This window comes from Bacteroides intestinalis DSM 17393, from assembly GCF_000172175.1.
Taxonomy (GTDB): Bacteria; Bacteroidota; Bacteroidia; order Bacteroidales; family Bacteroidaceae; genus Bacteroides; species Bacteroides intestinalis.
Window position 1 is genome coordinate 992453 of the sequence record NZ_ABJL02000007.1, and the last position, 14858, is coordinate 1007310.

The 14858-nt window shown below is 43.9% G+C and carries 10 protein-coding genes and 2 tRNA genes; 7 read left to right on the plus strand and 5 right to left on the minus strand.

All coding sequences use genetic code 11. The features are described 5' to 3' along the window. Positions 1-39: 39 nt before the first annotated feature. The 3 genes from BACINT_RS07475 to BACINT_RS07485 all read right to left on the minus strand — a co-directional run bounded on the left by BACINT_RS07475 (position 40) and on the right by BACINT_RS07485 (position 5421). Complete coding sequence (locus BACINT_RS07475; protein WP_007661940.1) at positions 40-1695, minus strand: TonB-dependent receptor; 1656 nt, start codon at positions 1693-1695, stop codon at positions 40-42. A gap of 73 nt (positions 1696-1768) precedes the next feature. Continuing rightward, positions 1769-4801 carry a tetratricopeptide repeat protein gene (locus BACINT_RS07480; protein ID WP_007661941.1) on the minus strand — a complete coding sequence of 1011 codons (3033 nt, stop codon included), beginning with the start codon at positions 4799-4801 and terminating at the stop codon, positions 1769-1771. Positions 4802-4893: 92 nt separating this feature from the next. After that, the gene (locus BACINT_RS07485; protein WP_007661942.1) at positions 4894-5421 is read right to left on the minus strand and encodes an NUDIX hydrolase; all 528 of its coding nucleotides are present in this window, start codon (positions 5419-5421) and stop codon (positions 4894-4896) included. Between the two features lie 252 nt (positions 5422-5673). On the opposite strand from BACINT_RS07485, the gene BACINT_RS07490 reads away from it, so the two are divergent. From BACINT_RS07490 to BACINT_RS07510, 5 genes are all read left to right on the plus strand, one after another. Further along, positions 5674-8310: a hypothetical protein gene (locus tag BACINT_RS07490; protein ID WP_021967577.1), complete on the plus strand. Its 2637-nt coding sequence runs from the start codon at positions 5674-5676 to the stop codon at positions 8308-8310. 823 nt (positions 8311-9133) lie between these two features. After that, complete coding sequence (locus BACINT_RS07495; RefSeq protein WP_081450312.1) at positions 9134-9580, plus strand: hypothetical protein; 447 nt, start codon at positions 9134-9136, stop codon at positions 9578-9580. Between the two features lie 14 nt (positions 9581-9594). After that, complete coding sequence (locus tag BACINT_RS07500) at positions 9595-10089, plus strand: 3'-5' exonuclease (RefSeq protein ID WP_007661946.1); 495 nt, start codon at positions 9595-9597, stop codon at positions 10087-10089. 19 nt (positions 10090-10108) lie between these two features. Continuing rightward, a complete protein-coding gene (locus tag BACINT_RS07505; protein ID WP_007661949.1) occupies positions 10109-10909 on the plus strand; it encodes an inositol monophosphatase family protein in 801 nt (266 codons plus the stop codon). Positions 10910-10926: 17 nt separating this feature from the next. Continuing rightward, entirely contained in the window at positions 10927-11631 is a 705-nt protein-coding gene (locus tag BACINT_RS07510) for a ComF family protein (RefSeq protein ID WP_007661951.1), read from the plus strand. A 116-nt stretch (positions 11632-11747) separates the two neighbouring features. Here the strand turns inward: BACINT_RS07510 and BACINT_RS07515 are convergent. After that, positions 11748-11821, minus strand: a tRNA-Asn gene (locus BACINT_RS07515). Positions 11822-11845: 24 nt separating this feature from the next. Then, positions 11846-11919 (minus strand) — tRNA-Asn (locus BACINT_RS07520). Positions 11920-11999: 80 nt separating this feature from the next. Here BACINT_RS07520 and BACINT_RS07525 point away from each other — a divergent pair. After that, entirely contained in the window at positions 12000-12980 is a 981-nt protein-coding gene (locus BACINT_RS07525) for an adenosine kinase (RefSeq protein ID WP_021967584.1), read from the plus strand. Between the two features lie 10 nt (positions 12981-12990). Then, a complete protein-coding gene (locus BACINT_RS07530; RefSeq protein ID WP_021967585.1) occupies positions 12991-14748 on the plus strand; it encodes a S41 family peptidase in 1758 nt (585 codons plus the stop codon). Positions 14749-14858: the final 110 nt, after the last annotated feature.

The following is a 14858-nucleotide window of genomic DNA, read 5'->3' on the forward strand; positions in this document are numbered from 1 at the left end:
CTTTTTTAGTAAAAATGACTTTTTTTGCCTCGTTGCTTGTTAAAAACGGAAACTCACACCACCCACGAAATTGATACCTTCTGTAGGATATCCCCAATAATATTGATAGTCTTTGTTCAATAAATTGTTTACACGAGCGTAAATAGAGATACCTTTGAAAACTTCGTAGCTACCACCAAGGTAAAGATTACCAACGGGATCTACCCGCTCGTTTTCTATTGTCTCACGAGTGATGTGCTGGTATCCGAGGCTGATCAGGACTGAGGAGATCGGTCGGATATCTGCGTGAATGTTTGCTTCGAAAGAGGGCATATAGGCAAGTAGCCAATCTCCGTTATCCTCTTCTACCTTTGCAACTTTCCAGTCACGGTAAACACCTGAGGCGGAAAAAGAGAGAATGTCTTTATAGCTGTAGCTGACCTCGGCACCTGCATAGATGTTATGCATGTTTCTTTGGAACAGTTGGAGATACGATTGGTTGTTGGTATCTACGAAATAGCTTGAAACTCCGACAGAGGCAAGGTTATTCTTTAAATCCTGGTATCCACCATAGAGGTTGAACCATAAACCTGTTACAGGACTGGTCTTGAATCCGAGTGCGGCATTCAGTTGCTCGTAAGTGGCATCCAGTTGCATTTCACTCTGTCCGTAAGGCGAAACGGTTTCCAGTCTGCGGAAGTCATTGGTTCGGCGTCCGCCTGTGGCCTGGGCATAAAGAATGTAACTGTCAGAGAAGATATATTGGGCAGTGACGTCCGGTGATACCCGGAACTTCTTGCCAAATCCGAAAGCAAAATCCACATGGGCGCCAAGTCGGATTTTCCAGTCATCATTCTGATACAAGTAGTAAGGATTGAGTTCTACAGATGTATAATCATCAAAAAGATTGTTCTTATAAAATACATTGTCCATTGCCAGGTCTACTCCTACAGATTGCTCTTCGGAGATAGAACCCACTGCACCTGCTTTGGTCCGTACCATTGCTTCCTGTCCATCTTTCTGAGACAGGTCATACTGGCGTTCATAGAACATCAGGTTCGTTTCGGCATGAAACTGAAAAGGCAAGTCTTCACTTGTCGACTTGACTCCGAAATGTACATCGCCCGACAGGAATTTCTGTTTGTTGTTTATACTATAGGGCATAAAGTTGAAATTGCTCAGACCGAAGTTGCCGGCTACATTTAAGTCCACTTTCCGGAAAGCATGTACATAGTCCATGCCAACGCGTGTACGATAGTAACGTGCATCCCATTTCTCCGCAAAATCGGGTACTTTTAATTTGCCGTCCATGCCGTTCATGTGGAAGTTCAGATTTAGCTTATCGCTATTGGGAAGGATAAATAAGTAATTGGCGCGTGCGTCCAGATTCCCATAATTTCCATATCCCAGGCGCGCGTATCCGCGCTGTGCTTTGTCCTGGCTTTCTGCTCCGGTATAAACTTGCATGGTACTTGCGGGGATATTTCCTTCCGGTACTAACCTTGCATCATATTCCACTGCTTTTTTGCTGACAGTTGGCGGTGCCACTTGTGGCAATACATTTACCTTGGAAGCATCCATGATGTCCGGATTATATTCTTGTTCTACCACGACCGTGCGGCTCAGGGTAGTGTCTTTAGCTTGCGTTTGGGCCTGTGCCCAGTTCGGGAAGGCTATTAGTGCCAATGCTCCGAATATATATTGTACCTTTTTCATATTTATAGTTGACGAGGTTTTAGTTGACAAGTTGACAAGGCCTCGTATCTTGTCAACTTGTGTCCTTATTCCTTTATTTCAGTTTTTCCAGTCTTTCATTGATCATCTGTTCAATGTCATCGTCAGCATGGTAATTCTGCTGCAGGCTCAATAAGTATTGGCGTGCATCCAGTTTCTTATCCATGGCTACATATACATCAGACAGCAAAATAAAGCTGCGTGCCAGCCAGTAAGCGTGTGGTGTACTTTGTTCGATGAAGTTAAGTATTTCTTTCTCGGCGGCAGCATACTCATGGGCTTTATACAGTTGCAGGGCAACCAAGTATTTAGCTTCGGCTCCATAGAGAGTGCGTGTATCTTTAGCCAATGCCTGAAGATCGTTCATCGCTTTTTTGTCGGCCTGTTGGTTCAAGTATGCTTTAGCGCGGAAATACAGGGCTTCGTTGCGCAGTTCCGGTGTCAGCTTAGCCTCGGCAAGCATGTCTGTAGCAGCAGCGATTGTTTCTACATCATCCTGCATCATGGCTGCACTGCGTAGCATACCGGTTGCTGCAAGCTGGCGACGTTCGGTGGTGGTCGCTTTTGCCTTCAACTGCTTGTAGTCGGTAAGTGCCTGGTCGAAATGTTTACGGTTGAATAGTATTTCAGCCCGTGCGATAAGTGCTTCCTGTGAGTAGGGAGTGTCCGGATATTCCAACAGCTTACCGGCGTGTTCCAGTACTGCTTCTTCATCTTTCTGCTCTTTGCCGATGACACACAAATAATAGTGCGCATTCAGGCTGAATGCACCGTTGGGATAACTTAGCAGATAGCGTGTAAAGCTTGCCTTGGCTGGTGCAATGTCTCCTTTCATGTATACCTTTTCAGCAGCGATGTAAGTCAGTGAGTCCTGTTCGCTGGCGTCGAAACGAATTTCCCCCGGTACTTTAGCCGCCAGCTCGGCAAACTCATCTACGCGGTTGGCATCCACATAAATGGATTTCAAGTCTCGCATGGCAAGACGTGCTTCCTCGCTACCCGGATATTGTGTTACAACATGCTTGTATGCTTCTATCGCACGATCATAATCATCGTTCTGATAGTACAGCAAGCCAATTTCAGCGGCAGCTTTCCGGCTGACCGGGCTTTCCGGATATTTATCCAGTAACTCTTTGAAGGCTGCGATGGCCTGGCGGCTGTTGTTAGTCTGTACATACGAACGTCCTTTTTCATAAAGTGCATTTATGGCGTAAGGAGAATTCGGATATTTGCCGGACAGACGGTTGAGTAATGCCACTTTGCCGTCATAATCTTTTTGTAGGCCGGCTACTAAAGCCAACTGATAGAATGAGTAGTCTCCTGCGGGAGTTCCCATATTCTCAGCTTTATTATAGTATTGTTTGGCTTCATCAAAACGGCGAACATGTAGGTGGCAGTCGCCTATACGGTTATAGGCGTCGGCAAGTGCGGTGGCATTTTCTCCTTTTTCCAGTTGTGTAAACTTCAGGAAGCGGTTTTGTGCAAGCGTATAATCCTTTTCGTGGAAAGCAATATAAGCCAGATTATAATATGCCAATGCATAAGTCTCCGTATTCCTGTCCGGAGTCAGGTTCAGATATTCGTTAAAGTTACGGGCAGCTTCCTGCATCCGGTTCAGGCGATAATAAGATTCACCTCTCCAATAGATGGCATCCGCTTTGGTTTGCAAGTTGTATTGCCCCAAAGCGATAGACTGGTTGAAATAACCGATAGCTTCCTGGAATTGTGTATTTGCAAAAGACTGGGTGCCGAGGTGGAACAGGATTTTCTGTTTAGCCTCCAGAATGGCAGCACCCGGATGGGTGATACGTTCGATGGATTTCAGGGCAGCTTCATAACTGCGGGTATTCATATACACCTCTACCAGATAACTGCTGACTTTATCCACATACTGGGAATTGGGGAATTCATTGAGGAACTTTTCGAAAACGGTGACAGATTCACCGAAAGCGGAATAAGAAGTTTCGTGAATACAGAGGGCATAGTTGTATGCGGCCTGCTCCTTGATCTGCATGTTTGCATTAGAGGCGGAAGCCTGTTCAAATGCCATACGCGCTTTGTTCTTGTCTCCCATTTGCAGGTACGACAAGCCCATGTGCAGATAGGCATTCTGTGAAAGCGCATCATTCCCTGTAGCTACTTCCCCGAGGGTATTGGCTGCTTTGGTATACACACCGGAGTGATAATATGAAAGTCCCAGCATGTAGAGCGCATCCCGGCGGGGCGCTTCCTCTTTGTTGTTTGCCAGGTACTTTTCAAATGCTCCCATTGCTTCGTGGTATTTTCCGAAGTGATAGTCCGCATCACCCAGAACACGATACATTTCTGCGGTATATTCATTGTTGGGGTAGGCAGACAAGTAATTCTGTGCGACGATTTCCGCCTTATCATAATTCTTCTTTATCAGATAAATTTCTGCTATATAATAAGGCGCCAATGCTTTATACTTTTCATTATCCTGCAAGGACAGGAAGCCAGTCAGGGCGTCATCGTAGCGCTGTTGGGTATAACGGATGTATGAAAGGTAATAAGTGCAATCCGCAACATATTTCTTGCTGGTACTACGAAGCGTCTCGAACCAAATGGCGGCTTCTTTCACATTTCCTGTTTTCAGGTAGCAGGTGGCGAGGCGATAGGTCATGTCATCCCGTTCTTCATTTCCAAGCAAGTCGAGGCGGGAAGCATTGAACATAGCCATAGCCGCATCATAGTTTCCTTCGAAGAAGTATACGGAAGCCATGAGTGCATAAATGCGATTAGCGTATGGAGTATCGGGGTACTCATCCAGATAGGCACGCAATTTATCTATACTTTTCGTATCTTTCAGTTCATAAGCGGCGCATACCAGCATATATTCAGCCTCCATCCGTTCGCCTTCGGCAGGCAATGGTTTGCCTTCAGCGTCTACCTGGCGCACAAAGGCCTGGAGTGGCGGGATGGCGGCAGCGTAAGCTTTTTGTTGGAACAATGATTGTCCTTCCTGATAAAGTCGTTGGGGGGAAGTGATTTTCTCGCTGGTCTGTGCTGTAGCGAGCAGGGGTGCACAGCAGAGAGCCGTGCACAGTATTCGGGAGATTTTATTCTTCATAATACAACGCGTTTTTACAAAAGTACGGGTTTTAAGTCGAATTTGTTACACTTATTTGGCTTTTTTAGGATATACAGGTGTCGGTTGAATAATTATTCGCTCATTTCTTTCAGGAATATCCCTAATCCTTTCCGGATAGACCCCAGTCCGAAATCTTCTGTGCGTATCTCTTTCAATGGGATAAAAAACAGGTCTGCGGCGTCATCCATTGCTTTGTAATGCAGCGTATCAGCTACCGTGCAACGGAAAAACAGATCCAGCGTGTGGACAGGGAAACCGGAATACACATATATGTTAGGTAAGGAAAAAAGATATTCCGCCTTATTCACTTCCATGCCTGTTTCTTCTTTCACTTCACGGCGCACTCCTTCTTCTCCGGTTTCGGCCATGTCGATGAAACCACCGGGCAAATCGAGTGTCCCTTTAGCCGGGTCTTTGGCGCGGCGGCATACCAGCAATTCATTCTGTTCGTTCATAATCAAGGCTACGGTGGCGGCGGAGGGGTTGAAGTAATATACAAATCCGCAGTCGGCACAGCGTTTTGATTTTTCGTTGTTGATTTCAAAGTGTATGGAGCCACACTTGGGGCAGTATTTGAATTGGGAAAGAGGGTGTTCCATAAGATTGGTAATTAGTTTTTTAATCTTTTTATTTCAAATAGTTCTGTTTACGGAGTTCTCTTCTGCAAATGTACTGAATGTTGTTGGTATAACAATAGTTAGTGGGGGATAAGTTCGTGTTTTTGGCCCTAACTGTCCGTTATAGATATTTCTGGATTTTAATTAGCTAAAACCGAACATTATTGTATCCGTAAGTCCGTTAATTTGCATAATTAACTTTCAAGAGTGAGCTTATCATAAAAACAAATTACGATGAAACACACACCCTTTGTATATCTATTCTTGATATTCTGCATGCTAAGTACTAGTCTGCATTCTCAGAATCTGAAAGAAAAGATTAGTGATAATTTTACGTTGCTAAGCAAGTATCCTCAAGAGAAGCTTTATCTGCACCTGGATAAGCCCTATTATGCCGCCGGTGAAAGAATTTATTGGAAAGGCTATCTGATAAATGCCATATCGCATATTCCGTACACAGGCAGTAATTTCATATATATAGAACTGGTAAGCAGTGATGACAGGATACAGAATCGATACAAGATAAAGAGGAAAAACGGGAGTTTTTATGGCAGCATTACTTTGCCTCCTGATATACCTGCCGGAGAATATTACCTACGTGCCTATACCCAATGGATGATGAATGCAGGGGATGCCTATTTTTACTATCATAAATTACGGATAGGCAATTCGCTCGATCGTAGCATTCAGTCTTCCATTCACTATGAAGAAGGAGAGGGACAATGCACTGTTACGGTGCGTTTTACGGATGAGCAGAATAAACCGCTACCCGATGTCCGGGTGGAGAACCGGATCATATCAGCCCGGAAGACGGAAAAGCACTATTTGAGACGGACTAATGCAAATGGGGAAATAGGTTTTAATATACCATTAATAGGCGATATGGGCGATAGTCGGACGATAGAGGTTACTTTTGCAGATGGCCCTTATCAATACGACCGGACTTTTCATGTACCTCTATTGGGAAACAGAAAGCAGGAATTTGCATTAAGCTTTTTCCCGGAAGGGGGTGACTTATTGGACGGATGCAATCAGCGGGTAGCTTTTAAAGCGCAACAGCCAGATGGAAACTGTTGTGATTTGCAGGGTTATTTACTCAACGATTCCGGAGATACCATTTCCACTGTCCAGACTGAACACGACGGTATGGGAGTATTCTCTTTCACTCCTTCTGCCGGAGAAAAGTATCAGGTTACAGCCTCCCGGAATGGCTCTTTTTATCGCAGGTTTTCGTTGCCGGAGGTGAAATCCGGCGGAATTCAATTGAGCGTATATCACAGGAAAGGAACGGTTCGCTATAATTTATTAAAAGCCCGGCATACACAATGGCAGGATACGCTTTACCTTGTCGGACATACGCGGGGCATTCCTAATGTTTTTATTCCGCTTACTGCAAAGAAAACTTTCGGGCAATTCAACGATTCGGAATTACAGGAAGGAATTACGGAACTATTATTGGTGGATAACAGCGGTACAGTATTAAGCAGGCGATTAATATTTGAAGCTCCGGAAGAACTCGTGAATTTTGAGATGCCATCTTTGCCCCCTCTGGCACAACGGAGAAAATTGGTTGAATTGCCTTTATGTATCACCGATAAAAAAGGAAATCCTGTAGAAACTTCTCTGTCGGTTAGCCTGACTGACCGTAATGTCATTACTCCCGACTCGCTGACCGATCACATTCGTGCATCGTTTTTATTGATGTCCGATTTGAAAGGATATATAAATAATCCCGGTTATTACTTCTCTGAAAGGGCTTTGCGAACAGGCTATCATATGGAACTTTTGCTCCTGACTCATGGATGGTCCCGATTTTCGCATACTGACATAAGCCAATTGCCGACCGTACGGATTGATTATCTGATGGAGACGAAACAGGTAATTGGTGGAAAGGTTACGAAACTTTTCGGTGGAGTGGCGAAAGACTGCCCGGTAGTATTATTTGCTCCCAAGTTAAAATTAACTTCGGTTACTAATACAGATGAAAAAGGTTGTTTTGCCTTCGAAGATATCGATTATAGTGATATGGTTACTTTTGTGGCACAAGCTAAAAGTAAAGCCGGACGAGCAACCGTTACTCTGAAGATTGATTCTATAACTTATACTCAGCCCGCTCATCCGTTTCCGGTCACTTCTGAAAATGAGAAAAAGTTCGACGGATACGATCAGATAGTCCGTGATATTCATCAGAATGAAGAAGGTATGCAAGTGGTTCGTTTACGGGAAGTAACAGTCACGGCTTCGGAGCGGCAAAGTGCGTATAGAAGTTATGCTGAATTTTCTGATTCTCAATATTCGGGTAAGCTGTTGGAGCAGTTGAAACAGTCAGTAGGAAGTGGCAGTGCTTTTGATTTATTAGGTCGATTACCGCGGACGCAAATAGTAGGCTATGATTTAAACATATTCGGTTGTAAATCTTCACCTGTTTTTCTGATTGACGAAATGCAGTGTGTGTCTGAAGAAGGGGCGATGATATTAACTAATATCGACGCCAGTGCGGTTGAAAATATAGAACTTTTAAGGCCTGAATCAGCAACTCTCCATTTTGGAAGTGAAGCGATAGGAGGTGCTGTTGTGGTTGTGCTTAAACCGGGTACAAGGCTTGGAGGCTCTTCTCCCGGATTGTCTCTATTTACTAAACAGGGCTATTACGAATCTGCTGAATTTTATCATCCTGTGTACGAAACGTCCGAACCTAAAGAGAACGATAAACCCGACATACGCACCACTGTTTATTGGAATCCAAATCTGCAAACCGATGAAAACGGCAGAGCTGTCATCCGTTTCTATACACCGGATAACTTGATTGATCCGCATTTGATAATAGAGGGAGTGACAGCAAACGGTTACTTGCTCCGAGTGGAAGAGTAATAGATAGCTCACGCCCTTTAAGTATATATTCCATGAAACCGAATATATCTAGATGCATAAGAAAAAATATCTAATGGTTGAGTGTAAACTTGCTTGTACCTTATTGATTTTGCACTTTTGCCTGGTTGAAAACTTTGTCCCTCAATTGTGGGCCCGACGGTTTCGATATGGGGGCTGGACAGCCCGCAATTGGCCACCAGACAGCCCGCAATTGAGGGACGAAGTTTTCAATTAGGCAAAAGAACATTTTGTCCGGTTCAAAAGAGCAAAATCATTAGGCTAAATATGCATTTATCTACTTTGTTGCTGTTCTTGAATCCTTGGAAAGGATTGTGTTACCCCTCGTTTTCCGGTGTGTTTGGTGCCGTACTCCTTCATTATTTGCAAGAATTATGGTAATGTTGCGGGATTTTTGAAGAAAAAAGCACTGAATGAGCTTAATTTACTCGTAGAAAGGTGCTGTTTGAAGATAATTTGTTGAGTTCTGTGTGAAATGTATATAATGTTGAAAAATAGAATGTTATATTGAAGGTGAGTAAATATATTGAAAAAATGCGGTGTAGGAAGACGCTTTGCCTACACCCGCATGCTAATCTTTCATGTCACACAAGATGTTATTAATGAGTATATTAATGTCCCGGGTGTAGGATGTAGGCAAAATCGGTCTTTTTTTGTTTTTATAAAATTAGCTTGGGCTCAAGTTATAACTGCGACAGCTCAGCCAGTTGGAATTGTAGACCGGAAAATAAAAGAGTGAAGCAGATGGAGAAGTTTTCGGCTTTATTTGTACTTTTGGCGTACGAAATATTAATGAATGATTCTTATGAAAGCAGGATACATCTGTTTATTGCTCTTAATGGGTGCGAGTGTCGCACTCACAGCATGTGGTAATACCAAAAATAAAAAGGCTGAAAGTAACGCCGTAGGTAATGATAAAGACGAGCATGGCTGCATTGCTTCCGCCGGATATACGTGGAGTGAAGTGCAAAAAGACTGCATTCGCCTTTGGGAAAAAGGTGTCCGCATGGAAAGTGTGGCAGATAAGGAAAATACGGCGTATATTGTTTTTGCTTCCGACTCATTGCAAGTAGAATTATTCTTCTCTGGTGACCAACCCAATGAAATATTGGATCGCCGTTCGCTGCCGGGCGGAGACTATGCCTGGAATGTGGAAGACGATGATACAAAGAATGTCCGCCAGGAGAATGGAAAATGGACAATCAGCCAACGAGGAAATCTGATCTATCAGCAGGCGGACGAGGCTAGGTAATTGTTTGAACTGTTATGGAGAACTTTGCTGCCATAGATTTTGAAACTGCCAATGAACAACGCACCAGTGTGTGCAGTGTTGGAGTAGTGATTGTACGGGATGGGGAGATTGTAGATAATTACTATAGTCTTATTCGTCCTGAGCCGGAGTATTACTCCTATTGGAATACCCGGGTGCATGGGCTGACATTGGCAGATACAGCGGAAGCGCCGGTATTTCCGGTGGTATGGCAGGAGATTGCACCGCTTATAGAGGGGCTTCCGCTTGTGGCGCATAACAAAGGTTTTGATGAAAGCTGTTTGAAAGCGGTTTTCAAGACTTACTGTTTAGATTACCCCGATTATGAATTTCATTGTACCTTGAGTACGGCACGAAGGCGAATCAAAGGTTTGCCCAGTTATCAGTTGCATACGGTAGCGGCCTATGTTGGGTACGAGTTGGAACAGCATCACCATGCATTGGCTGATGCTGAGGCTTGTGCTTGGATTGCCCGGGAAATAATAGAATAACGAAGAAAAAAGTACGAATATGGATTTAGCATCACTTACTGCGGAAGTCTGCCGCATTGCTATGGATGCAGGAAGTTTTTTGAAAGAAGAAAGAAAAACATTCCGTAGCGAGAGCGTGGAAAAGAAACATGCGCATGACTACGTGTCCTACGTAGATAAAGAATCGGAGAAGCAGATTGTTGCCGAGCTCTCCGCATTGTTGCCGGAAGCCGGTTTTATTACGGAAGAAGGTTCGGCTGTGTATCAGGATGAACCCTATTGCTGGGTTGTGGACCCGCTGGACGGGACTACGAATTATATCCATGACAATGCACCTTACTGTGTATGTATAGCCCTTCGCTCTAGGGAGGAACTTTTGTTGGGTGTGGTGTACGATCCTTGCCGGGATGAGTGTTTCTATGGTTGGAAAGACGGTGGCGCTTACGTAGATGGTCAGCGGATACAGGTTTCCAATGTACAACAGATGGAAGATGCCTTTCTGGTAGTTGAACTGCCTTATAACTCGTGTCAATATGCCCGCACGGGAGAACACTTGATACATAACCTGTATGGTAAAGTAGGTGGCATTCGTATGACCGGTTCTGCTGCCTTAGCGATATGTTATGTAGCTGCCGGACGTTTTGATGCCTGGGCGGAAGCGTTTATTGGTAAATGGGATTATTCGGCGGCCGCATTGCTTGTATTGGAGGCAGGTGGTCGGGTGACCGACTTCTATGGAAATGAAAGTTTTATAGAAGGGCATCATATTATTGCTACGAACGGACATCTGCATTCTACGTTGCAACAACTGATACAAGAAGTCCCTCCATTGGGGATGTAACATAAATAAACTACTTAATGAAAAATACTGTGAAAATCTGGTTAGGCCCTCTGTTTCATCTCTTTTTCCCACGTTGTTGTGTGGTTTGTGGAGCTCCGCTTGTAGAAGGTGAAGAGGCTATTTGCACGCATTGCAACATTAACATGCCCCGTACCAATTACCATAAGGTAAAAGATAACCTTGTGGAGCGTATATTCTGGGGAAAGATTCCTTTGGAACGTGCCACTTCTTATTTCTTCTATCGCAAAGGGAGTGACTTTCGCAAGATACTGCATCAGTTCAAGTATGGAGGACGAAAAGAACTGGGTGCAATAATGGGGCGTTTTATGGCTGCAGAGTTGGCTACAACAGATTTCTTTGAAGGTATAGATGTCATTATTCCTGTACCTCTGCATCCCCGTAAGCGGAAGGCGCGCGGGTACAATCAAAGTGAATGGATTGCCCGTGGAGTGTCTCAGGTAGTAGGATTGCCTGTGGACGTATCTTCGGTGATACGTGAGAAGCATACGGATACGCAAACCCGTAAATCGACTTATGAACGTTGGGAGAATGTGGATGGCATCTTTCGGCTTCGCCATCCGGAGAATTTTGTGGGAAAGCATGTACTGATCATTGATGATGTGTTGACTACCGGCTCTACCACTACGGCTTGTGCCGATGTTTTTCATGAAGTAGAAGGAGTACGCATTAGTGTGCTGACATTGGCGGTAGCCGAAGGATAGTATAAATAATGTTAATATGGAAAATGAATTCGGCATTCAGCCGAATCTGTATCTTTGATAAAGCTATTCGTGGGACAGAAAACAAAAAAGGTTCGCCGTAATGACGAACCTTTTCGCTCTTCCTCTTGGACTTGAACCAAGGACCCTCTGATTAACAGTCAGATGCTCTAACCGACTGAGCTAAGGAAGAATATGCATTCAAGTTTCTCTTTCGCTCTTCCTCTTGGACTTGAACCAAGGACCCTCTGATTAACAGTCAGATGCTCTAACCGACTGAGCTAAGGAAGAATGTTGTTTTTTCTCAAATGCGGTGCAAAAGTAATAGGATATTTTGAAATATGCAATATCTTTGCAAAAAAAAAATCGAAATGGACAAAATAATTGGAATGGGCAACGCCCTTGTTGATGTTCTTGCTACTCTCAACGACGACCAAATTCTAAACGAAATGGAACTTCCCAAGGGGAGCATGACTCTGATTGATGAAACGAAACTGCTGATAATCAATGAGTGTTTCAGTGAAATGGAAACAGAACTGGCCACCGGGGGCTCTGCAGGAAATGCAATTCGTGGTATGGCATGCCTCGGAGCAGGAACAGGATTCATTGGTAAGGTTGGTAATGATGCTTATGGAAAGTTTTATCGGCAAAGTTTGTTGGAACGGGGAACGGAAGCAAATTTATTAGTTTCTTCTGAGTTACCTTCGGGGGTGGCTTCCACTTTTATATCACCTGACGGGGAACGTACTTTTGGTACTTATTTGGGGGCCGCCGCTACATTAAAGGCTGAAGACCTTTCACGGGAGATGTTTAAGGGCTATACTTATTTGTTCATTGAAGGTTATCTGGTGCAGGATCATGATATGATACTTCGTGCCATTGAACTGGCAAAAGAAGCCGGATTGCAAATCTGCCTGGATATGGCAAGCTATAATATTGTGGAGCAAGACCATGATTTCTTCTCTTTATTGATAAACAAGTATGTGGATATTGTGTTTGCCAATGAGGAGGAAGCAAAAGCATTTACGGGTAAAGAACCGGAAGAAGCATTGGATGTGATTGCTAAAATGTGCAGCATCGCCATTGTGAAGTTGGGTGCCAGAGGATCACTCATTCGTAAAGGGACAGAGGAAGTGCATGTGCATGCTGTCACTGTGGACAGGGTAATAGATACGACCGGTGCAGGTGATTATTTCGCTGCTGGTTTCTTATATGGACTGACTTGCGGATATTCTCTGGAGAAATGTGGTAAGATAGGTTCCATCCTTTCAGGAAGCATCATCCGGGTGATCGGTGCAGAAATGCCTGCCGAGTGGTGGGAAGATATCAAAACGAGAATCAGTGAACTATAATAAACAGGATATGAAGAAAATACTGAAAGTACGCTGGATAGCTACCTTACTGTTAGTAGTAGGTGCAGTTGTCTTTTTTAGTTTCAAGAGTGGCGATAGCCGCAGTTTCCAGATTGCAAAGAACCTGGATATATTCAACTCCATTGTGAAGGAACTGGATATGTTCTATGTAGATACGTTGGACCCGAATAAGACGATACGTGAGGGCATCGATGCGATGCTGTATTCGCTGGACCCCTATACGGAGTTTTATCCGGAGGAGGATCGTAGTGAACTGGAACAAATGCTTAAGGCTTCTTATGGAGGTATAGGTTCTATCATCCGATATGAGCCGAAACTGAAGCGTACGGTAATTGTAGAACCTTACGAAAATATGCCTGCTGCGGAAGTAGGATTGAAAGCTGGCGATATCTTGCTTGAAATAGATGGAAAGGATTTGACCGGAAATACGGATGTGAGCAAAATGCTTCGTGGGCAGGTGGGGACCAGTTTCCAACTGAAGGTTGAGCGTCCCGGTGAGGCAAAGCCATTAGATTTTACAATTGTCCGTAAGAACATCCAGTTGCCGCTTATTCCTTATTACAGCAAACTGGATAACAATATCGGTTATATCAACCTGAGTACTTTTTCCGGAAATCCGTCCAAAGAGTTTAAGAAGGCTTTCCTTGATTTAAAGAAACAAGGTATCACTTCATTGGTGATCGATTTACGTAATAATGGCGGTGGTTTGTTGGAAGAAGCTGTAGAGATAGCCAATTACTTTTTGCCCCGTGGCAAGACGATTGTAACCACGAAAGGTAAGATAAAACAAGCCAGCAATACGTATAAGACATTGCGCGAACCGTTGGATACGGATATTCCTATTGCTGTATTGGTAAATAGCGGTACGGCTTCTGCTTCGGAAATTCTGGCGGGTGCCTTGCAGGATTATGACCGTGCAGTGATTGTAGGCAATCGCACGTTTGGAAAAGGTTTGGTGCAGGTTCCGCGTACTTTGCCTTATGGTGGTACGATGAAGGTGACTACTTCCAAGTATTATATTCCCAGTGGTCGTTGTGTACAGGCGATAGATTACAAGCATCGTAATCCGGATGGTAGTGTAGGACGTATTCCTGATAGTTTGACTACTGTATTCCATACGGCTATCGGACGTGAAGTGCGTGATGGCGGTGGTGTGACACCGGACGTTGTAGTGGAACAGGAAAAGTTACCCAATATTTTGTTCTATCTGGTGAATGATAATCTGATCTTTAATTATGCTACGCAATACTGCTTGAAGCATCCCACAATCGCTTCTCCCGAGAATTTCGAAGTGACGGATGCTGATTATGCAGAGTTTAAGGAAATGGTGAAGAAGGCGGACTTTAAATATGACCAGCAGAGCGAGAAGATTCTGAAGAACTTGAAAGAGATGGCCGAATTTGAAGGCTATATGAAAGATGCTTCCGAAGAATTTAAGGCACTTGAACAAAAACTTAGTCATAATCTGGACCGTGACCTGGATTACTTTGCAAAAGATATCAAGAACATGATAGCACAAGATATCATCAAACGATATTATTTCCAGCGTGGTGGCATCATCCAGCAACTGAAGGATGATAATGACCTGAATGAAGCAGCGAAGGTACTGGGTAACTCGGAGGAGTATAAGAAAATGCTGAGCGTGCCGGAGACTACGGTCATAAAAGAGAAGGGCAAAGAAACAAGCTTGGTGAATTTTAATTCATACCGAAAAAACAGTCTGATGATTTTTGACTATGTAGTTTAGGTTATAGCTTGTAGCTTCTTAAAATAAGTAACCGGATAATTTTACGGCCTATCTTTACCTTCCCGGAAAAGATAATCCATAAAGTTATCCGGTTTTTTGGTGGAAAACAA